Source organism: Thiovibrio sp. JS02, from assembly GCF_053485635.1.
Genome location: NZ_CM130715.1, coordinates 192,902 through 213,992 on the forward strand (window position 1 = coordinate 192,902; position 21,091 = coordinate 213,992).

Genomic DNA, 21,091 nt, shown 5'->3' on the forward strand with positions numbered 1-21,091 from the left:
GGAGTCTGATGCCGGGCCGGGTTATGCAAGAGAGAGCGCCGCCATCCCCGGGGAGGAGACAGCGGCGCTTGTTGTCCTCAGGATCTCACCTTACTTCCCGTACTCGACGAAGTTGCCGTTTTTCACGGTGAGCATGGCAAAGGCATCGATGTCCAGACCGTTGTGGTCGGCGGGGCTGAAGTTGAACACGCCGCCGGTGCCGACAAAGCCCTGCATGGTTTCAATGGCGTTGCGGACCTTTTCCCGGTCCGGGCCGGCCTGCTCGATGGCCCGGCAGAGGATCCTGAAGGCATCGTAGCCATGGCCGCCGAAGGTGGAGGCGGGTTCCTTGTATTTGGCCTGGTAGTCCGCGGCGTATTTGACCAGCACCGCCTTCTGCGGATTGCTGTCCGGCAGTTCGCCCGCGATCAGCAGGCGTCCGGCCGGGAAAATGATCCCTTCGGCGGCGGCGCCTGCCGCTTCGACATATTTGAGGTTGCCGAAACCGTGGCTCTGGAAGAGGGGCACCTGCCAGCCGGCCTGGCGCATGTTCTTCGCCACGATGGACTGGGCCGGCACGATGGACCAGTTGACCACGGCCTGGATCTCCTTGTTGGCCATCAGCTTGGCGATGAGAGCGGAAAGATCGGTGGCGCTCTTGTCGTAGACCTCGTTGGCCAGAATCCGGATGCCATTTTCCGGAGCCAGTTTTTCAAGCTGGGCCTTGCCGGCCTGGCCGAAGCCGGTGTTGCCGCTCACCACCGCGATTTTGGAAATACCCATCTCCTTCATGGTGGTGAAGATCTTCTGGGCGGCATGGCTATCCTTCTGCGGGGTCTTGAACACATACCTGGCCACCGGGTCGACAATGGCTTCCGCGGCGGCGCAGGAAAGCAGGATGGTCTTGCCTTCCTCGCAAACGCTCTTGATCTTCATGGTTTCGCCGCTGGTGGAGGGGCCGATGATGGCGAAAACCTTCTCCTCCTCGATGAGCTGTTTGGCGAAGGAAATGGCCTTTTCCGGGCTGCCGGCGGAATCCTTGATCAGCAGCTCGATCCTGTTGCCGTTGATTCCGCCCTTGGCGTTGATCTCGTCCGCCAGCATCCCGATGGTCCGTGATTCAGGTCCGCCCAGAAACGAGGCCCCGCCGGTAACGGCGAGAATGGCGCCGACCTTGATGGTTTCCGCGCAGGCCACGGAAACGGACATGGCCAGTGAAGCCGCGAGCATGGTGATGGTTGCGATAGTTGAACGTTTCACCTCTTCCTCCTTGTTTGGATATGCGTTGGGTAAATTGGGAACAGGCATCTCCCCGGATGCCTCCCTGACTGCTTACTCGTCATGTTGCCGAGAGATGTTACAGCGCATGAACCTCTTCGTCGCTCAGAAGCTTGCAGCCGGCCTTCTGAAATGCCTGAATCGCCTTGTCCTGATCATCGAAACGAAAAAGGAGCATGCCGGACTCGCCGCTCTTCTGGGTGAAGGCGTACATGTATTCCACATTGAGGCCCGCCTTGCAGACCACCTGGAGGATGGTGTCCAGGGCGCCGGGCTTGTCCGGCACCTCCACGGCCAGCACATCGGTGATGCCCACGGTGAAGCCGTTGTTCTTCAGGACCTGCTGCGCTTTTATGGTGTCGTTCACCACCAGGCGGAGAATGCCGAAATCCGCGGTGTCCGCCAGGGAAAGGGCGCGGATGTTGATGGCGTGCTCCGCCAGGGTATGGCTGATATCGGCAAGCCTGCCGGACTTGTTTTCCAGGAAAATTGCAATCTGTTTTACCTTCATGGCGAAGCTCCCGTGTTGGCGAATGTTTGGGCAAGGAGTGACGGGCGACAATCCACCACCGTCATTCGTTGCTCATATCTTCCGGTTGTCAATGACCCGTTTGGCCTTCCCCTCGCTGCGCTGAATGGTCTTCGGTTCAACCAGCTTGATCTTGCAGGAAATGCCGAGCAGATCCTTGATCTCATTCTGCAGCCGCTTGCTCAGGTTCTCCAGTGATTTCACCTCGTCGGAGAAGATTTTTTCGCTGACCTCAACCTGCACCTCGATGTTGTCCAGCGACCCTTTCCGGCTGACGACGATCTGGTAGTGCGGTTCAACGCCCTCGACAGCCATGATGACCTCTTCGATCTGGGATGGGAAGACATTGACCCCGCGGATGATCAGCATGTCGTCGGTGCGGCCGGTGATTTTCGGCATCCGGTAAAAGGTGCGGCCGCAGGTGCAGACATCGGGAATGAGGCGGGAGATGTCCTTGGTGCGGTAGCGGATCACCGGGAAGGCCTCCTTGGTGAGGGTGGTGAAGACCAGTTCGCCCTTTTCGCCCAGCGGCGCCGGCGCGAAGGTGTCCGGGTCGACGATTTCCGGGAGGAAGTGATCCTCCATGATGTGCAACCCCTTCTGCTCTTCGATGCATTCGGCCGCGACGCCGGGGCCGATGACCTCCGAGAGGCCGTAAATGTCGATGGCCTTGATCTTGAGGCGGCGCTCGATTTCCTCGCGCATCTGCTCGCTCCAGGGCTCGGCCCCGAAAACACCGACCCGCAGCTTGAGGGTCGCGGGATCAACGCCCAGGTCGGCCAGGGTGTCGGCGATATTCAAGGCATAGGAGGGAGTGGAAAGCAGGACGGTGGAGCCGAAATCCTGCATGATCTGGATCTGGCGCTTGGTGTTGCCGCCGGAGATGGGGATAACCGCGCAGCCCAGGTTCTCGGCGCCGTAATGGGCGCCCAGGCCGCCGGTGAAAAGCCCGTAGCCGTAAGCGTTGTGCACGATGTCACCCCGATGCACCCCGGCGGCGGACAGGGTCCTTGTCATCAGCTCGGCCCAGGTGGCGATGTCCCGCTTGGTATAGCCCACCACCGTGGGCTTGCCGGTGGTGCCGGAAGAGGCGTGGATGCGGACCACCCTGTCCAGGGGCACGGTGAACAGCCCGAAGGGATAGTTCTTGCGAAGATCCTCCTTGGTGGTGAAGGGCAGGAGCCTGATGTCGGAAAGCTGCCTGATGTCGCCCGGGGCCACCCCGGCCTCTTCCATCTTTTTTTTGTAGTAGGGGACGGTGGCGTAGACCCGTTCCACCTGGGCCTTGAGCCTTTTCAGTTGCAGGGCCTCCAGGGCCTCGCGCGGCAAAGTTTCGTACTCTTCGTTCCAGATCATAAGTCTGTCCTCTGCAAAAGAATGAACGCCAAGACGCAAAGTCGCAAAAAAAGATGTTGTTGTGCTTTTGTTCCCTGGCGTCTCTGCGCCTTTGCGTTGGAAAAGATTTTTATCGGGCAGCTTGCCGGCCTTCGGCAAAGGCGGCCAGGTTCACCGCGACAATCTTGGCCGGCAGCCTTTCCCCGATCACCTCGACAAAGGTCTTTTCCGGCACCGGCAGGAAGCGGGAAAGCGCCCCGACCAGGGCCACGTTGGCGGCCTTGAGGTTGCCGACCTTTTTCGCTATTGCAAAGGCATTGACCCGGATAACCCTGATGCCGAGCTTCTCGATGGACTCAAGGCAGTTTTCCGGATAGGCCATCTTGCCGGTGGCCACGGCGGGCGGCGCTATGCGCTGGGTGTTGACGATCACCGTGCTCTTTTTGCTGAGATACGGCAGGTAACGGGCCGCTTCCATGGTTTCGAAGGCTAGCATGATGTCCACGGTGCCCGGTTCGATGAGCGGGGAATACACCTTGGTCTTCCCGAACCGGAGATGCGCTTCCACCGAGCCGCCGCGCTGGGCCATGCCGTGCACCTCGCTCTTCTTGGCGTCGAACCCCGCGGCCAGCAGGGCATGGGCGGTGAGTTCGCTGGCGAGCAGGATGCCCTGGCCGCCGACCCCGCAAAAATGGATGTTTCCCTGTGATTTCATCATTCGGCCTCCCTGCTCTCGATCGCCTTGAATTTGCAGAGGCCGATACACTGACCGCAGCCGATGCACATGGCCTCGTCGATCAGGGCGTAGCCTTGCTGTTTTTCCTTCTTGCCCATGGCCTTGGCCTCCTTGGCGGTGAGCGGTACCCAGTTGATGGCCGGGCAGCCCAGGCGCAGGCACATGCCGCAGCCGGTGCAGTTTTCGAGTACGCTCTTAAAGGGCGTTTTGGGCCGCTTCTTTTCCGCGGGCGTCAGCACGCAGGGGAAGCGGGTGATGACCACCGAGGGTTCGGGGCGTTCGATTTCTTCCTTGAGAACCTTGTAGGTGGCCTCAAGGTCGTGCGGGTTGACGGTCCGCACGTGTTTCACGCCGATGGCCCGGCACAATTCGGGAAAATCTATGGCGTTTGCCGGCTCGCCCATGATGGTGCTGCCCGAAGCCGGGTTGGGCTGCTGGCCGGTCATGGCGGTGATCCGGTTGTCGAGGATGATCACCGTGGAGCAGCTCTTGTTGTAGACCGTGTTGATCAGGCTGTTGAGGCCGGAGTGGATGAAGGTCGAGTCGCCGATCACGGCCACCGCCTTGCCCAGCCCCGCATCGCCCAGAGCCTTGGCCATGCCGTGCGCCATGCCGATGCTGGCGCCCATGCAGACGCAGGCATCCATGGCGGAAAGAGGCGGCAAGGCGCCGAGGGTGTAGCAGCCGATATCGCCGGAGACAAAGACCTTGAGGCGGTTGAGGTTGTAAAACAGACCGCGGTGCGGACAGCCGGGGCACATATTGGGTGGCCGCGGCGGCAGATCAACCGGCGCGAAGGTCGCGGCCCCGGCCTTGCCGGTGACGGCCTTTTTCACCACCGAGGGGGAAAGCTCGCCGATGGCCGGAATCAGGTCCTTGCCGTGGCAGGGAATACCCATGGCCTTGATGCGCAGCTCCAGGAACGGGTCGAGGTCTTCGACAATGTAAAGGGTGTCTACTTTTGCCGCGAAGTCGCGGATCATTTTTTCAGGCAAAGGGTGCACCATGCCGAGTTTGAGGAAGGAGGCCCTGGGGAAGGATTCCTTGGCATAGAGATAGCTGGTGCCCGCCGCGATGAAGCCCATCTTCCTGTCGCCCCATTCGATGCGGTTTTCCGTGCAGGTCTCGGCGAAATCACCCAGCCTCTGCTGGCGCTCGGCAATGGCCAGTCTGCGGGCGCGGGCGTTGCCCGGCAGCATCACCATCTTGGCCGGGATCTTTTCAATTCCCGGCTTGAGGCGGGATTTGCCGACTTTGCCCTTTTTGACCACGCCCTTCACATGGGCGACCCGGGTGCAGCTTCTGAGCAGCACCGGGGTGTCGAACTCCTCGCTGATGGCATAGGCGACCTTTAAAAACTCCTTGGCTTCGGCCGGGTCGGCCGGTTCCAGCATGGGCAGTTTGGCGGCATGGGCATAGTTACGGCTGTCCTGCTCATTCTGGGAGCTGTACATGGAAGGATCGTCCGCCACCACCACGACCAGCCCGCCGCGCACTCCGGTGTAAGAGGCGGTGAAAAGCGGGTCCGCCGCCACGTTGAGGCCGACATGCTTCATGGTGGCCAGGGCCCGGACTCCGGCAAAAGAGGCGCCGATGGCCACTTCCAGGCCGACCTTCTCGTTGGGAGCCCATTCGCTGTAGACACCCTTGTAGGTGGAGAGATTCTCGAGAATTTCCGTGGAAGGGGTGCCGGGGTAGCCCGAGGCGACCTTCACCGAGGCCTCGTATGCGCCCATGGCCAGTGCCTCGTTGCCGGAAAGCCAGAGTTTTTCCTGGGCGGTTTTTTTCTGCGTCACTGTCTGCTCCTTGAGATCGATGGCTGGTGGGTATAACTACGTATCGCGAAAGGTGACTTGTACCATGTATCGGCGCGTTCTTCAACCGGCAGAAATCGTTGCCCTGGCAGGGACTTGACCGATGCCAGGATGATAGGTCTCCTCCCGCCCCTGTCAGGAGGAGGGGAGGGCAAAAAAAGGGGCAGCATCCCTGCCACCCCCTTTGAAAAAAAATGCTCCAGGCCCCTTAGAACTTGAACTGGGTTTCCCAGTATACTTCCGTGGCGTCGTCATCCATGCCAGACACGGTCGGATGGTCCGTGAACGCCTTACCCGGATCGAGCAGAGCCGCATAGAGTGAGAAGCTCAGGTTCTTGTTGTACTGGTACTTGAGCATGGCCTGGTAGTAATCGCCAAAGTCGTCGTCGATGCCCCCGGAGGTTTCGTCAAACTGGAGGTCCGAGTAGGAGAGGTTGACGGTGAATTTGTCAAAGGGGACAAAGCTCGCACCGAGGGTGGCGATCTGCAGGTTGGAGTAAACGGCTTCTCCTGTAATCTTGCTGTAATCGTCATAGCCGCTGTATACGTTGTTCAAGCTGCTATTGGCTGTTGCCAGGTTCAGATATTTCCAGGCAAGCAGATCGCCCCACTGGGGCCAGCCGCCGTAGAAGACATCCCATTGCTCGTTGTCGCCGTCATTGGCATTGCTGTCGCCGCTCATGAAGGAATAGCCTGCATAGAGGCGCGGTTTCCATGCCAGATCCTTGAAGGTGTAGCCGGCATCGAGTTTCAGGCCGTAGGCATCCTGGTCCAGGGTTTCGGTGGCGTCGCCGGTCTGGATGGCGCCTTCCAGGGAGTAGTCAAAACCGTTGGCCAGCTTGTCGGAGAAGCGGGCGCCGTACATCCAGATATCCTTGCCGACCCATTCATCGTGGCGGTTCAGGGCATAAAACTCCTGTTGGCCGATGATGGGGCAGCTTTTGGCGGTGAGATAGAGGCCGGAGAGGGTGATGTCATCGCCAGAGCCGCCTGTGGTGGAGGAACTGCCTGGATTATAATTGTTGCTGGTGTTGTTTTCCTGATCCTTCAGGTACATGCCGTCCAACATCACCTTGTCGGTGAGGTTCCAGCGCAATTTCACGCCGTCAAAGTAGATGGAGGTGGAGGCGAATTGGGACTGGCCGTCCAGAAGGACAAAGCCGGAGCCGTAGATCACGTTCTGGCGGCCGAAGGTGCCTTCCACCGGCAGGTTGAGCAGGTTCTTCACGTTGACATAGGCGTTGTCCAGGAAGACCTTGTTGTCCGTGTTATCACCTACACCGGTTCCCTCGCCCCAGGTCTGGTTGGTGACCTGAACCTTGGCGGTCACGTCGTCCGTGGCCTTGTAGGTAGCGGCGAGGCTGCCCTTGGTGCGGAAGAGGTCACGGTTGTCGGCATCGCTGTTGTCGTTGAAGTCCCAGACGTTCTGGATGTTGTATCCGCGGAAGGTGACTTCGCCGCCCAGGGAAATCTTTTGGGTCCAGTCGGGCAGCTCGAAGCCCTTTTTCACCGCGTCGCTGGTGCTGGCCACTTCCTTGCTCATCTCGGCATTCTGCGATTTGAGCGCGGCAATTTCTTCCTTCATCGCCTTCATCTGGGCGTTGAACATCTGGCTCATTTCCGCCATCTGTTTTTCGAGGTCAGCCACCCGATCGCTCCCGGCTCCGGCCGAAGCCACCGCAGGCAGACAGACAAGCGCCGCCAGTGCCACTGTTGAAATTTTTTTAATCATCTCCCCAATCTCCTTCCTAAGGATTAAAAATGAATAGCTATTCATTAGCTTGGCGTTTGGTTTTTTAACATGGTGCGACAATTTTGCAAAGGCAAAAAATGGGTAGTTATTACCAGGGAGATGTACTCATTGTGTCAGGGAGGGAGAGGGGCTGGGGCATGGCGGCGGAAGCCGGCGGCGCGCCGATTCTCAGCTCTGGAAGGTGAGCCAGCGGCTCTGGGCTGAAGAGGAGAGGACGCCCACCGGATCGACATAGTCATAGACTTTGGGCAGTTTGTCGTCCGCCGGCCGCAGGATCCGGCCCACCACCTGCAGGAGGCGGCCGGTGAACTTGATGGGCGTGGTGAGGAACAGGGTGGCCAGGTCCGGGCAGTCAAAGCCTTCGCCGATGAGCTGCACCGTGGAAATCAGCACCTTGACCCCGCCCTGGCGGATTTCCTCCACCAGGGCCGTGCGCTGCTCGGCAGGCAGCTTGCCGGTGAGCACCGCGGATTTGACTCCCTGTTTTTCCAGGAGCAGGGCCAGTTCCTCGCAGTGCTTGACCCGGTCGCTCACCACCAGGATGGTGCCCGGGGAAGTCGCCGCCTCCCTGGCGATGTCCTCGACGATGAGTCTGTTTCTGGCCGGGCTGCCGGTGAGCGCCTTCATCAGGGCCTGGTAGTTGCCGCGGTACACGTAGCGGAACTCCGTGGGCCGCTGAATGAACCGGGGTTTGAGCACCGCGCCGCTGGCGTGCAGCGCTTCCGTTTCCACCTTGAAGGCCCGGTCGCCCAGGTACATGTATATCAGCCTGGTCAGGCCGTCGCGTCTGAAGGCAGTGGCGGAAAGGCCCAGGAGATAGCGGCAGTCGAAGGCGGTCACCACTTCGGTGAAGAGGGAGGAGGGTACCCGGTGGCATTCGTCCACGCAGAGTTGGCCGAAGTGGGCCGGCAGTTCGGCAAGCCTTTTCCGGGCCGAGTTGACGATGGCGACGGTCAGGGGTCGGAGGGAAAAGTTGCCGTCCCCGATCAGGCCCGCCTCGACGCCGAGGAAGGTTTTCGCCCGCTCGGCCCACTGGTAGAGCAGCTCCTTGGTGTGCACCAGCACCAGGGTGGGCTGCTTCCTTTTGGCAATGACCGCCAGGGCGATCACCGTCTTGCCGGAGCCGGTTCCTGCCTCAAGCACGGCGAAATCGCGCTGGCTGATGGCGGCCAGGGCCTCCTCCTGGTAGGGGCGCAGGCTGCCGTTGAAGCTGAAATCGACAGGAGGGGGGGTCTGCCGGTGGTCGATGATCCGCGGGTCGCGGCGCATGAATTTCCGCGCCAGGAGTATGGCGTGATTGGCATAGCCGCGCGGAAAACGGATGGCGTCGTCCTCCTCTTCATAAAAATAGAGAAAGGGCTTGAGGCGTTTCCCCATCCAGCGGCCGTATTTTTTGGCATCGAGGTACTGGGGATTGTCGATGGTGAGTTCCTTTTTGAGGGCGTCGCGCAGGTGAGGCGAGGCCCCGGCGAGGAGGGCGTCCGCGCCCACGGTCAAGGTGAATGGTGGGTTCATCGGTGTCGGTTGTGCGTCCCTGGTTATTCCCCGGAATCGAGCAGGGGGATGATTTTTGCCAGAAGATTTTTCATCTTTTCGAATTCTTTTCTCATGTTGTCAAGCTGGGATTGCTGGGCCGTCAGCGCGTCGTTCAGCTCCTCGATGGTCATTTCCTGAAAGGCCAGGCGGGTTTCCAGCTCGATGATCCGATTTTCCATGCGATTTTCCCTTTGGTCAGAAAAAGAAAGGCAAGGCAACGGGGTAAGGGTTTTGCGCGGAATCTCCTTCATCCTTGGCGGGAGAGGGTCGGCAGTCCTCCTGTTGTCAAGGGGCTCCGAAATGTTTTCCTTTTCCTTGCCTGCCGCGCAGTTGCGCCTCCATGTCGGCGGTTGATCTATTATCCCCTGAAGAATCTCGGTGTGACAGCCTTTCTGCCGGTGAGCCGCCGGTAGGGTTCGGCGGGATATCCCAGGGCGATGACCGCGATGACCCGCTCCTGCCCGGGGATGCCGACCGCTTCCTTGATGGTTCGCTCGTTTTCCATGGCCGCCACGGCGAAACCGATCAGACAGGAGCCCAGGCCCATGGTATGGGCGGCCAACAGGATGTTCTGGCTGGCCAGCATGCCATCCTCCACCGGGCAGCTTGCCTCCGGTGCGGCGGCCACGATGATGGCGGCAGGTGCCCCGTGGAAAAGGCGGTCCCGGCCTCGGGCTTCCCATTCCGTGAGGCCATCGGCGATGGTCCGGTGGTAGCGGCGGTAATAATTGCCCAGGGCCGGTTTGCCAAAAAATCGCAGAACATTACGGACAATGGGGTTCGCCGCAAGCCTGTTCAGCCTTTTGAAGTAGTCGGCGATCCTGTCTCCCAGGGCCGCGACCGCCTCCCTGCCGGGCAGGATGGTGAAGGTCCAGCCCTGGCTGTTGGTGCCGGAAGGCGCGGTGGTGCCGATTCTGACCAGGTCTTCGAGCAGTTCCTTTTCCACTTCCTTTTCCGCATAGTTGCGGCAGGAGCGCCGGGAGAGCATCAGGCGGACAAGCTGGCCGGTGTCGCCCTGGCCGAAGGGCAGCCAATGCTGGTCCGCCCTGAAGGTCGCAAAGCCGAGATCAGCGGTGATGCCCGCCACCCGGACCGCTCCGCTCGGGCAGATGGCGGCGCAATGGCCGCAGGCCAGGCAGCGCACCCCGGTGATTGCGGCCTTGCCCGCCAGCAGGGAAAAGGCATCGTCCGGACAGACCGTGAGGCAGAGTCCGCAGCCGCTGCATTTTTCGCTGTCTATTGTCGTCGCAATCGGCGTCACGTCATGGTTCCTCTCTTTGCTGCCTGATGGATTCCCATCATGCCCTGATTTTAGAAAAAAAGGAAGCGCATGCATTGCTCTTGACGGAAAAGTCGCGGGAGAATAGGCTTCCCCAGGGAGAACTTCACAGGGAGGGAGTATGTTTTTTTTGCGGGTGTTGTGCGATTATCTGGTGCCGGGCGGCCTTTTGCTCGCCGCCGCCCTGGCCGGGCTCCAGCATGAAGGGGCGAGTCAATGGCTGCTCGAACTGACCTGGCTTTTGCCCTATCTGGTGGGGGGGCTGGCCCTTCTTTTCGCCTGGCGCTTCAACCGCAGCCGGCTGCTCTTCGGCGTGCTGCTTCTGCTGGTGGCCGACCAGTTGATTCTCCGTTACGGCGCTCTGGAGGGCGCGGACGAGAACCTGGCCCGCTATCTCTTCCTGGTGGCCGATATCGTCCTGCCCCTCGATCTTGTCCTGATTTCCCTCTGGCGCGAACGGGGAATCTTCACCGCCCACGGCCTCTGCCGCCTTGCCTTCATTGCGGTGCAGCCGCTGGTGCTGGCCGGTCTGTATGACATTTACGGTCCGGAGGTAATCGCGCCTCTTGCATCTTCAAGCGTCTTTCTCCCTTTTTCCGGCAACAGCCTCAGCTATCCGGCCTTAGGCATATATTCCCTCGCCGCTCTCCTGCTGCTGTACCGCTTTCAGCGCAACCGGGATCTGCTCGACCACGGCTTTTTCTGGGCCATGCTCTGTGGTTTTTGCGCCGTCAACTTCAGCGATCCCGGCCTGGAATCTTCCTATTATTTCGGGGTTGCCGGCCTGATTCTCGTCGTTGCCGCGCTGGAGGCCGCGCACAGCATGGCCTTCCGCGACGAGCTGACCGGCCTGCCCGCCAGGCGCGCTTTAAACGAGGCCCTGCTCAAACTGGGCGGCGTCTACAGCGTGGCCATGGTGGATATCGACTTTTTCAAGAAATTCAACGACCGCTACGGCCATGATGTGGGGGATCAGGTGCTGGCCATGGTCGCGGGCAAGCTGCGCAGGGTGAGCGGTGGCGGCCGTCCCTTCCGTTATGGCGGCGAGGAGTTCACCATCCTCTTCCCGGGAAAAAACGTGACAGAGGCAATGCCCCATCTGGAAAAGATCCGCCAGGTCGTGGCCGCGTCCGGCTTCGGCATCCGCGACCGGAATCGGCCCGGCAAGAAGACGGGCGGCAGGCAGAAGGCCGGGAGCGCCGGGAAAAAGGTCTCCGTCACCATCAGTATCGGCGTTGCCCAGCGCAAGGGAAGCGGCAAAAATGCGCCCCATGCCGTGATCAAGGCGGCGGACCAGGCCCTTTACCGCGCCAAGAACGGAGGCCGCAATCAGGTGGCGGCCTGACGGGCTTGCGGAGCATCCAGGCGGGACTGCGGCGGCGAAGCGGCAATATCCTGTTTGACTTTCAATTTATGATGCGCCTAAACTGGATGAGCAGTCGTGGAGGGTGCCATGGGATCAGGGTGGGAAGGGTCTGCCGTTGTGTCGCGCAACAAGTATTTCTGGATGGTCGGGGTGGTCCTCGCGGTGACCTGCTCCGTTGCCGCCGGCCTGTATTATCTTGCCCGCCTCTATGTTCTCAGCGAGGCCGAACAGAACATCCAGGGCGTTCTTCTCGCGCACCGGGGCATGCATCGCTATATCCAGGAAATCCTGCACCCCGCTTACTACAAAATGAAGGAGGAAGGCTTTGTGACGCCCGACTTCTACTCTCCGGAGATACTCTCTTCCTCATTCATCGTCAGAAACCAGCACAAAGCGTACAATGAGGAGCGCAAGGCGGCGGGACTCGGCGAAGTCTACTATAAGATGGCCGCTCGCAATCCGCGCAATCCGGTGAACAAGGCGGATGCCCTGGAAGAAAAACTCATCGGAATGTTCAATGAACACAGGGAAATGAAGGATTACCGGGAGATCGTCAAGATCGACGGGAAAGACTACCTCTACGTGGCCATTCCCTTTCTGGTGAATCAGGAAAGATGCCTGAAATGTCATGGCGACCGGGCGGCCTCCCCTGTCCAGCTTCAGCAGCGCTATCAGGGCCAGGGCGGTTTCGGAGAGAGGGTCGGAGAAATCCGGGCGATCGAATCGATCCGGGCGCCCCTGGAACAGCGGTACAACCTCGCTTACATCGTTTTTGTCTCCTCCTTTTTCGGGCTGCTGGTGTTAGCCGGGCTGCTCCTGCTCAACGCCCGGCTCAGGGGCATGGTGGCGTTACGCACCCGCGAGCTTGAGCTGGAGGTTGCCGAACGTCGCAGGGCGGAGGCCGAGGTCCGCAATGCCAATGAGATCCTTGAGGAACGGGTCACGGAACGCACCGCGCAGATTGCCGCCGCCAACAGGGAGCTTGATGCCTTTGCCTATTCGGTTTCCCATGACCTTCGGGCGCCCCTTCGCGGCATCGACGGCTTCAGCCTGGCTTTGCTGGAGGATTACGGGGACAGGCTCGACGATACGGCCAGGGACTACATGCAACGGGTGCGGGCCGGCTGCATCCGCATGGGGGATCTGATCGACGACATGCTGCGGCTTTCCCGTCTTTCCCGTGGGGAGATCCATGCGCAGGATGTCGATCTGAGCGCCATGGCCGAGGAAATCGTCGCGGAGTTGCGCAAGACAACGCCCGCGCGGCAGGTTGCCGTGGAGATCACTCCAGGGATCATGGTGCGTGGCGATGCGGTGCTGCTCCGCGCGGTGATGGACAACCTGCTGGGCAATGCCTGGAAGTTCACCGGCAAAATCCCGGCCGCCCGGATCGTTGTCGGCGAACTGAGGGAAGGGGATAGAAAGGTGGTTTTTGTCCGCGATAACGGGGCCGGTTTCGACATGGCCTATGCCGGCAAGCTCTTCGGCGCCTTCCAGCGGCTGCATTCGCCGCAGGAATTTGAAGGGACCGGCATCGGCCTGGCCACGGTGCAGCGCATCATCCACCGCCATGGCGGAGAGATACGCGCCGAAGGCGAGGTCGGCCACGGCGCGACGTTTTATTTCAGTCTGGAGAAGGCGGAGGAGGCAAAGGATGAAGGAGAAAATGATTCTCTTGGTGGAAGACAATCCGGATGACGAGGCGCTGACCATCCGCGCTCTCAAGAAAAATAACATCCTCAATGCGGTTGCGGTCGCCCGCGACGGGGCCGAAGCCTTGGACTTTCTCCATGGCACCGGGGCGCATGCCGGCCGCGACACCTCCATCATGCCCGAATTGATGCTGCTCGATCTGAACCTGCCCAAGCTTAATGGCCTCGAAGTATTGAAACGGGTGCGGGCGGATGCGCGGACCCGATTGCTGCCGGTGGTCATTCTCACCACCTCCAACGAGGACCGCGACAAGATCGAAAGCTATCGCCTGGGCTGCAACAGCTATATCCGCAAGCCGGTTGATTTTGTCCAGTTCAGCGAGGCAATCCGTCAACTCGGCGTCTACTGGCTGGTGCTCAATCAGCCTCCGCCGAAACAACGGGCCGGATGATGGCAAACGAACTCCGCGTTCTCCTGGTCGAGGATTCCGAAGATGATGCGGCGCTGATCATGCGCGCTCTGCGCAAGGGAGGCCATGAGCCGCTTGCCGTTCGGGTGGATACCGCCGAGGCCTTGCGGGAAGCCCTGACCGCAAGGCAATGGGATCTGGTTTTGACCGATTACGCCATGCCACGTTTCAACGGCATGGAAGCCCTGAGGTTGATCCGCATGCAGGGAGGCGATCTGCCGGTCATCCTCGTTTCCGGCGCGGTCGGGGAGGAGACCGCCGCGGAGATCATGCGGGCCGGGGCTCGTGACTATGTGATGAAGGATAATCTGAGCAGGCTGGCGCCGGTCGTGGCCCGGGAACTGGAAGAGGCCAGGAATCGTGCGGCCCAGCGCCAGACGGACAAGGCCATAACCGCGCTGGTGCATGCCATTGTCGGCACCACCGGCGAGGAGTGTTTTGACCGGATTATCCAAGGACTTTGCGGTCTGTTGGGAGCCGATTCCGGGCTCATCGGCGTCCTGAAGGAAGAAAATCTGCGGAGCCTTTCCTTCTATCAGCAAGGAAAGAAAAGGAAAAATTCCACCTTCAGCCTGGTCGGGTCTTCTCCCTGCGGCAGGGTGATTGCCGAAGGATACCAGCTTTATCCCCAAGGGCTCACGGGGCTCTTTCCGGAGCAGCAGTCCCTGCGCGATCTCGGTGCGGAAAGTTATGTCGGCATCCCCCTGCGTAATTCCGGGCAGCAGGTGCTGGGGACATTGTGCATCTGGTCCGCCACGGCAATGCAGCCGCCGGCAAATCTTCAGGAAATCATGGAGGTCATGGCGGTAAAGGCTGCGTCCGAGATCGAAAGATACTGGGCCGAACAGGAACGGGAAAAACTCGAATCGCAACTCAAGCAGGCCCAGAAGATGGAGGCGATCGGCACCCTGGCCGGCGGCATTGCCCATGATTTTAACAATATCCTTGCCGCCATCATGGGATACACCGAGATCGCCGTGGAGCAACTGCCCAAGGGTGGGGATACCGCCTCCTGCCTGCAGGAGGTTTTGAAGGCGACCCTGCGGGCCAAGACGCTGGTGCAGCAGATCCTTGCCTTCAGCCGCAAAAGCGAACTGGAAAGGATGCCCGTGAGCCTTGCTCCGGTGGTGCGGGATGCCCTCAAGCTTCTGCGGGCGACGCTTCCCACCACCATTGACATCCAACAGCTCGTGGAGCCGGATTGCTGGCCGGTTGTCGCCGACCAGAGCCAGATGCATCAGGTCATGCTCAACCTCTGCACCAACGCCGCCCATGCCATGGAAGAAAAGGGCGGTACCCTCACCGTCCTGCTGCGGAACAGCACGTTGGCCGAGGGTGAGGCTGGGACGCTGGCCCTGCCTGCCGGTGACTATCTGCTTCTGGTGGTGAGCGATACGGGACGGGGCATGGAGCAATCCGTGCGCGAACGGATTTTCGAGCCCTATTTCACCACGAAGGAACAGGGGAAAGGAGCGGGCATGGGGCTTTCCGTGGTGCATGGCATTGTGAAAAGCCACGGCGGGGCGATTGTCGTGGAGAGCGAGGCGGGCCAGGGCGCGACATTCAGGATTTTTTTCCCACGGGCGGCAACGGCCGGGAAAAGGGAGACGGGCAGGGAGTGCGAGGAAACGGCAACCCCGTCAATGGTCGGGACCGAGCGCATTCTTGTCGTGGATGACGAAGAGGCCATTGTCGCCCTGGTAAAGATGACCCTTGAGCGCCAGGGATATCAGGTGACACCGTTCACGGACAGCGAAGAGGCGCTCCGGGTCTTTTCCGCCGATCCTCAGGCATTTGATCTGGTCATCACCGACCAGACCATGCCGCATCTGCCCGGGACGGAATTGGCGAAGGCCCTTCTGGCGATCCGGGCTGATCTGCCCATTATCCTCTGCTCGGGCTACAGTTCGCGGGTTTCGGAGGCTGATGTCGCGACATTCGGGGTCAGCCGTTACCTCATGAAGCCGGTGGAAAAGGCCATACTCGCCTGCGCGGTCAGGGAAGTCCTGGACCAGCAGGGGGCCGCATGACCGGCTTCTTCGCGTTTGCCGCAACATCTTGACTTTTCCTTTCTGATTCTCCGACAATAAGGTTTTCCTTCACTCCCGTAACGGGTTCGCAAGGGAGAGGATTTTTCGGCGGAGGAGGTGTGCCATGGGGCTGCGGGAGATTGTCTCCAAATGGCGGGCGATGCCCAGGGCAGGCAGGATTGCCGCCTGGACGGCAGTGGTTCTTTCCTTTATTCTGCTTTTTTGCCTTCTGGCGCTGCCGCCCATCCTGAGGACGGTGCTGGCCGGGCAGCTCGGCAAGCATCTGCACCGGGCCGCCACTGTCGAAAAGGTGCGCGTGAATCCCCTCAAACTGACGGTGACCATCGAGGGGATTTCCGTCAGAGACCGGCAGGGCGACGGGGAGTTTTTCTCCCTTGCCGAACTCCATGCCGATTTCCAGGCCTCCTCGCTTTTCAAGCGGGCGCTCATCGTCGAGGCCCTGCGGCTCAAGGAGCCCAGGTGCACGATCATTCGCGAGGATGCGCACCGGTATAATTTTTCCGATCTTGTCGTGGAGAAAAAGAAGGAGGAACAGGCCGCTCCCGGCGGACCGTTCCTTTTTTCCCTCAATAATATCGAAGTGACGGACGGCTCGCTTGTTTTTGAGGACCGGCCGCAGAAAACCACCCATACCGTCCGGGAACTTTCCCTGGGGCTGCCCTTTGTCTCCAATCTCGATCATCTGGTCGAGATCTATGTGGAGCCGGCCTTTCAGGCCGTGATCAACGACACCCCCCTTGTTCTGCGGGGCAAGGCCAAGCCTTTTGCCCACAGCCGGGAAACCAGCTTCGCGGTAAAATTCCTCGACTGCGATCTGGCCCGTTATTTCGCCTATCTGCCCTGGCCGCGCAATTTCGATCTGCGTTCAGGTAGGCTGGATCTCGACCTTCTGCTCACTTTTGAACAGCGCCGGGAGAAACGGCCGCTGCTGAAGCTGAGCGGGGAGGCGGCTCTCCGGAAAGTCGCGGTCCTGGATGCGGAACGGTTTGAGTTGTTCGGCTTTGAGCGCTTTGGGGTGAGCCTTGTGGCCACGGACCTGCTCGCCAATATTGTGCATGTGCGCAAGCTGGAGCTGACAAAGCCCATGCTTGAACTGCGGCGGGACAAGGAGGGCCGGATCAATCTCTGGCGCGCCCTGGAGTTGCCCGACAAGAAAAAAACCGAGAAAGCCGCCGCAACTGCCCTCTCCGGGGAGATCCGGGTTGACGGCGTCGGGATCAGCGGCCTGCGCCTCGGTTTTGTCGAGGACGCAGGCGCAGGCCCGCAGAGGCGGGATCTGCTCGATCTTCCCGAATTCGCCGTCTCCGGGGTAAGCGTTGACCTTGGCCGCCGCAGCTGCCGTATCGGCAAGGTCCAGGCAGCTTCCGGCACCATCGGTCTGGAGCGGGACAAACAGGGCGATCTGGTCCTGCGGAGGCTCCTGCCGCCGGCGTCGCCAGCCACCGACAAGCCAGAGCCGGCCGAGTCAGGGCAGCCCTGGCAGGTGGTTGTCGAAGCCCTTGCCGTGCGCGGGTTTTCCGTCCTGTTGACAGACGCGGCTCCGAGCCGTCCGGTAAGCGTAACCTTGCGGGAAATCGAGCTTTCGGGCAGAAACCTGCACACCGGTCCCGGGGAAAAGAGCGATCTCGACCTGAACCTCGCCATGGAAGGACAGGGGCGCCTGCAGGCCGGCGGTTCGTTTGGCTTGACGCCCCTGGTTGCTGATCTCGCCGTCAACGTCAAGGGGCTGCCCCTGGCTCCTCTGCAGAATTATCTGCGGGACAAGGTGGATGTCCTGGTGGCGGGCGGAAATTTGGACCTCACCGGCAGGGTGGGCATTTCCCGGCCGGAGGGGGGGGCGCTTGCCGGCAAGGTCACCGGCTCGCTGGCGGTAAACGATTTGCGCCTGCTGGACGGGCCAAGGGCCGAACCGCTTTTTTCCTGCCGACTCCTGCAGGGTAAGGGGTTGTCCTATGACCTGGGCGACGGCCCCTTCGTGGTCGGCGGAATCCGTCTTGCCGATTTTGTGGCCCGCCTGGCGGTTGACGAAAAGGGCGTCCTGAACCTGCGGCAGGTTCTAAAACGGAAGGCGGCCGAAGCCGAACAGCCGGGCCAGGAGGCCGCCGCTCCTCCTGCCGAGCCGGAGAGGCCCTTGCAGTACCGGGTCGAGGTCGTCGAGCTTGCCGGCGGCCGGATCGATTTTCTGGACCGCAAGATCTCTCCGGCGTATACCAGTTCTCTCTCCGGCCTGCGCGCCGAAGTCCGCGGCCTCTCCTCGACGGCAGGGAAAAGCGCCGATTTTTCCCTGGCCGGGAAGCAGGACGGTCACAGCCCCTGGTCGATACAGGGCTCCATCGCCCTTGCTCCGGAAGATTTTGCCGGCAATGTCGCCTTCCGGGTCGCTGATCTTGATCTGACCACCCTTTCTCCATACAGCGGCAGGTATATCGGCCGCCGTATCCAGAAGGGCAAGCTCTTTCTCGATATCGATTCCACGGTGGAGAAAAACGCCCTGACCGTGAAAAACCGCATCTTTTTCGATCAGCTTGCCCTGGGCGAAACAGTGGAAAGCCCGGACGCCCTCGATCTGCCCCTCGGCCTGGCCCTGACCCTGTTGCGGAACCGCAAGGGAGAGATCCATCTCAACGTGCCGGTTTCCGGCAACCTGGACGACCCGGAGTTCAGCCTGGCCGGCGTCATCATCAAGGTATTCGTCAATCTCATCGCCAAAGCGGCCACTTCGCCCTTTGCCCTGCTGGGAGCGATCCTGCCCGGCGGCGAGGAACTGCAGTCGGTGGAGTTTGCGCCGGGCCAGGACCTGCTTGAGGCCACGGCCCTCGGCAAGCTGGAAACCCTGGCCAAGGTGCTCGGCGACCGGCCCGGGCTCAAGGTCGAGCTGAGCGGCCGGGTGGCGGCGGAGGCGGACCGGCCGGCCCTGCATGAGCTGATGTTTGTCCGGCTCCTCAAACGGGAAAAGATCAAGGATACCATCGGCAAGGGCGGGGAGACGGACCTTGACGCGGTGGTCATCGGTCCGGAAGAATACGAACGCTACCTCTGGGCCGCCTATAAGGACGCCGATTTCAAAAAAGAGCGCAATTTCATCGGCATGGTCAAGGAACTGCCCGCCGAAGAAATGGCCGCTTTGCTCAGGCGGCACATATCCGTCAGCAACGACGATCTCAAACTGCTCGCCGACCGGCGCGCGGCCCGGGTCAGGGAGTACCTGCTCGGCGAGGGCGGGGTGGCGGCGGAGCGGGTGTTCCTCGTGGCCGCGGGCGAGGGCGCGGCCCAGGTCGCTGTTTCCCTCAAGTGAGCGAAGACTGGAGCCGCACTGGTTTTCGTGCGGGCGTCCCCTTTTTTCAAAGTGACCTTCCGCCGGCTTTGTGCTATTCTGGCCCGGTTCTTTTCCGCCAGTTTTTGTCGAAATCGCAGCAGGACGCGGGTGCAACGGTCTTTTTCCGTGTAACCACTTGATGTTATGCCGCTACCCGTGGCTTTTTAAAGATTTTGCAAGGGCATCCTGATGTTCCGTTGCCTTGCAAAGGAGTCGACCCATGAGCAATGCCGAGCCGAACAAAATCATCTATTCCATGATCCGGGTTTCCAGGTTTTATGACAAGAAGCCGATCCTCAAGGATATCAGCCTTTCCTATTTCTACGGCGCCAAGATCGGCGTTCTGGGCCTGAACGGCTCCGGCAAGTCCTCGCTCCTCCGGATCCTGGCCGGGGTGGACAAGGAGTTCAACGGCGAAACCCATATCTCGCCGGGGCTCACCGTGGGCTATCTCGAACAGGAGCCCCTGCTCGATGAGAGCCGGACCGTCATCGACGTGGTACGGGAAGGGGCGCAGGAGGCGGTGGATCTTCTGGCCGAGTTCGAGAAGATCAACGAAAAGTTCGCCGAGCCCATGAGCGACGAGGAAATGGACAAGCTCATCGCCCGGCAGGCCACTGTGCAGGAAAAGCTCGACGCCATGGACGCCTGGGATCTCGACGCCCGCCTGGATATGGCCATGGACGCTCTTCGCTGCCCGCCGGCGGACACGCAGGTGTCGGTGCTTTCCGGCGGTGAGCGGCGGCGGGTGGCGCTTTGCCGCCTGCTCCTCAAAAAGCCGGACATCCTGCTGCTCGACGAGCCCACCAACCACCTGGACGCCGAAACCGTCTCCTGGCTGGAACAGCATCTGCAGCGCTACGAAGGAACGGTCATTGCCGTGACCCACGACCGATACTTCCTCGATAACGTGGCCGGCTGGATCCTTGAGCTTGACCGCGGCCAGGGCATCCCCTGGAAGGGCAACTACTCCTCCTGGCTTGAGCAGAAGGAGAAACGGTTGTCCCAGGAGGAGAAGGAGGAGGGCAAGCGCCGCAAGACCCTGCAGCACGAGCTGGAATGGATCCGGATGAGCCCCAAGGGCAGGCATGCCAAGTCCAAGGCCCGCATCAAGGCCTATGAGGATCTGTTGAGCAAGGAGGCGGAGAAGCGGGCCCAGGATCTGGAGATCTATATCCCGCCAGGCCCCCGGCTGGGCAAGACCGTCATCGAGGCGGAAAATCTGGTCAAATCCTTCGGCGACCGGCTGCTCTTCGAGAACCTGAATTTCTCCCTGCCGCCCGGCGGCATCGTCGGGGTGATCGGCCCCAACGGCGCCGGCAAATCCACCCTGTTCAAGCTGATCACCGGCCAGGAAAAGCCGGACGCGGGCAGCATCCGGCTGGGCGAGACCGTGAAGCTCGCCTATGTGGACCAGTCCCGCGATGTCCTGAACCCCGAGCACACCATCTGGCAGGCCATCAGCGAAGGGCAGGAAACCATCACCATGGGCAACCGCGAGGTCAACTCCCGCGCCTATGTGGGCAGGTTCAACTTCTCGGGCCCCGAGCAGCAGAAAAAGGTTGGCCTCCTTTCCGGCGGCCAGCGCAACCGGGTACATCTGGCCCGCATGCTGAAAGAAGGCGCCAACGTGATACTGCTGGACGAGCCCACCAACGACCTCGATGTCAGCGCCCTGCGCGCCCTGGAGGAAGCTCTGGAGAATTTCGCCGGCTGCGCCGTGGTGATCAGCCATGACCGCTGGTTCCTGGACCGCATCGCCACCCATATCCTGGCCTTTGAGGGGGATTCCCAGGTGGTCTGGTTCGACGGCAACTACTCCGAGTACGAAGAGGACAGGAAGGCCCGTCTGGGCGAGGCCGCGGCCCAGCCCCACCGCATCAAATACCGCCATCTGACCCGCGTCTGATCCGGGTTTCCGCGAATACGAGCCGGCGGCCGCTTGTGGCGGTTCGCCGGCTTTTTTTATTTTCTCTCCCGCAAGTTGTGCTAAGATG

Annotated in this window: 15 protein-coding genes; 6 read left to right on the top strand and 9 right to left on the bottom strand. The window is 60.9% G+C overall.

Annotated elements, in window-relative coordinates; translation table 11 throughout:
• Positions 1-90: 90 nt before the first annotated feature.
• The 9 genes from ACUUL3_RS00965 to ACUUL3_RS01005 all read right to left on the bottom strand — a co-directional run bounded on the left by ACUUL3_RS00965 (position 91) and on the right by ACUUL3_RS01005 (position 10,221).
• Positions 91-1,239 (bottom strand): ABC transporter substrate-binding protein, encoded by a 1,149-nt coding sequence (locus ACUUL3_RS00965; RefSeq protein ID WP_448553724.1) that lies wholly within the window; start codon positions 1,237-1,239, stop codon positions 91-93.
• Between the two features lie 97 nt (positions 1,240-1,336).
• On the bottom strand, positions 1,337-1,768 hold the full coding sequence (locus tag ACUUL3_RS00970) for an ACT domain-containing protein (protein WP_448553725.1): 432 nt from the start codon (positions 1,766-1,768) through the stop codon (positions 1,337-1,339).
• Between the two features lie 72 nt (positions 1,769-1,840).
• Positions 1,841-3,142: a phenylacetate--CoA ligase family protein gene (locus ACUUL3_RS00975; protein WP_448553727.1), complete on the bottom strand. Its 1,302-nt coding sequence runs from the start codon at positions 3,140-3,142 to the stop codon at positions 1,841-1,843.
• A 109-nt stretch (positions 3,143-3,251) separates the two neighbouring features.
• Positions 3,252-3,839, bottom strand: a complete 588-nt coding sequence (locus ACUUL3_RS00980; RefSeq protein ID WP_448553729.1) for an indolepyruvate oxidoreductase subunit beta — start codon at positions 3,837-3,839, stop codon at positions 3,252-3,254.
• Positions 3,836-5,653: an indolepyruvate ferredoxin oxidoreductase subunit alpha gene (iorA, locus tag ACUUL3_RS00985; RefSeq protein WP_448553731.1), complete on the bottom strand. Its 1,818-nt coding sequence runs from the start codon at positions 5,651-5,653 to the stop codon at positions 3,836-3,838. Before iorA ends, ACUUL3_RS00980 begins: the two co-directional genes overlap by 4 nt.
• 226 nt (positions 5,654-5,879) lie before the next feature.
• Positions 5,880-7,403 carry an alginate export family protein gene (locus ACUUL3_RS00990; RefSeq protein ID WP_448553733.1) on the bottom strand — a complete coding sequence of 508 codons (1,524 nt, stop codon included), beginning with the start codon at positions 7,401-7,403 and terminating at the stop codon, positions 5,880-5,882.
• 189 nt (positions 7,404-7,592) lie between these two features.
• Positions 7,593-8,939 (bottom strand): DEAD/DEAH box helicase, encoded by a 1,347-nt coding sequence (locus ACUUL3_RS00995; RefSeq protein ID WP_448553735.1) that lies wholly within the window; start codon positions 8,937-8,939, stop codon positions 7,593-7,595.
• Between the two features lie 23 nt (positions 8,940-8,962).
• The gene (locus ACUUL3_RS01000) at positions 8,963-9,139 is read right to left on the bottom strand and encodes a SlyX family protein (protein ID WP_448553737.1); all 177 of its coding nucleotides are present in this window, start codon (positions 9,137-9,139) and stop codon (positions 8,963-8,965) included.
• Positions 9,140-9,318: 179 nt separating this feature from the next.
• The gene (locus ACUUL3_RS01005) at positions 9,319-10,221 is read right to left on the bottom strand and encodes a nitroreductase family protein (RefSeq protein WP_448553739.1); all 903 of its coding nucleotides are present in this window, start codon (positions 10,219-10,221) and stop codon (positions 9,319-9,321) included.
• A 139-nt stretch (positions 10,222-10,360) separates the two neighbouring features.
• Between ACUUL3_RS01005 and ACUUL3_RS01010 the strand changes: the two genes are divergently transcribed.
• The 6 genes from ACUUL3_RS01010 to ettA all read left to right on the top strand — a co-directional run bounded on the left by ACUUL3_RS01010 (position 10,361) and on the right by ettA (position 21,003).
• Entirely contained in the window at positions 10,361-11,584 is a 1,224-nt protein-coding gene (locus ACUUL3_RS01010) for a diguanylate cyclase (protein ID WP_448553741.1), read from the top strand.
• A gap of 138 nt (positions 11,585-11,722) precedes the next feature.
• The gene (locus ACUUL3_RS01015; protein WP_448553743.1) at positions 11,723-13,303 is read left to right on the top strand and encodes a c-type heme family protein; all 1,581 of its coding nucleotides are present in this window, start codon (positions 11,723-11,725) and stop codon (positions 13,301-13,303) included.
• Entirely contained in the window at positions 13,260-13,709 is a 450-nt protein-coding gene (locus ACUUL3_RS01020) for a response regulator (RefSeq protein ID WP_448553745.1), read from the top strand. Before ACUUL3_RS01015 ends, ACUUL3_RS01020 begins: the two co-directional genes overlap by 44 nt.
• The gene (locus ACUUL3_RS01025) at positions 13,706-15,757 is read left to right on the top strand and encodes a response regulator (RefSeq protein WP_448553747.1); all 2,052 of its coding nucleotides are present in this window, start codon (positions 13,706-13,708) and stop codon (positions 15,755-15,757) included. Before ACUUL3_RS01020 ends, ACUUL3_RS01025 begins: the two co-directional genes overlap by 4 nt.
• A gap of 124 nt (positions 15,758-15,881) precedes the next feature.
• Positions 15,882-19,073: a DUF748 domain-containing protein gene (locus tag ACUUL3_RS01030; RefSeq protein ID WP_448553749.1), complete on the top strand. Its 3,192-nt coding sequence runs from the start codon at positions 15,882-15,884 to the stop codon at positions 19,071-19,073.
• Between the two features lie 241 nt (positions 19,074-19,314).
• Entirely contained in the window at positions 19,315-21,003 is a 1,689-nt protein-coding gene (ettA, locus tag ACUUL3_RS01035; RefSeq protein ID WP_448553751.1) for an energy-dependent translational throttle protein EttA, read from the top strand.
• Positions 21,004-21,091 lie beyond the last annotated feature (88 nt).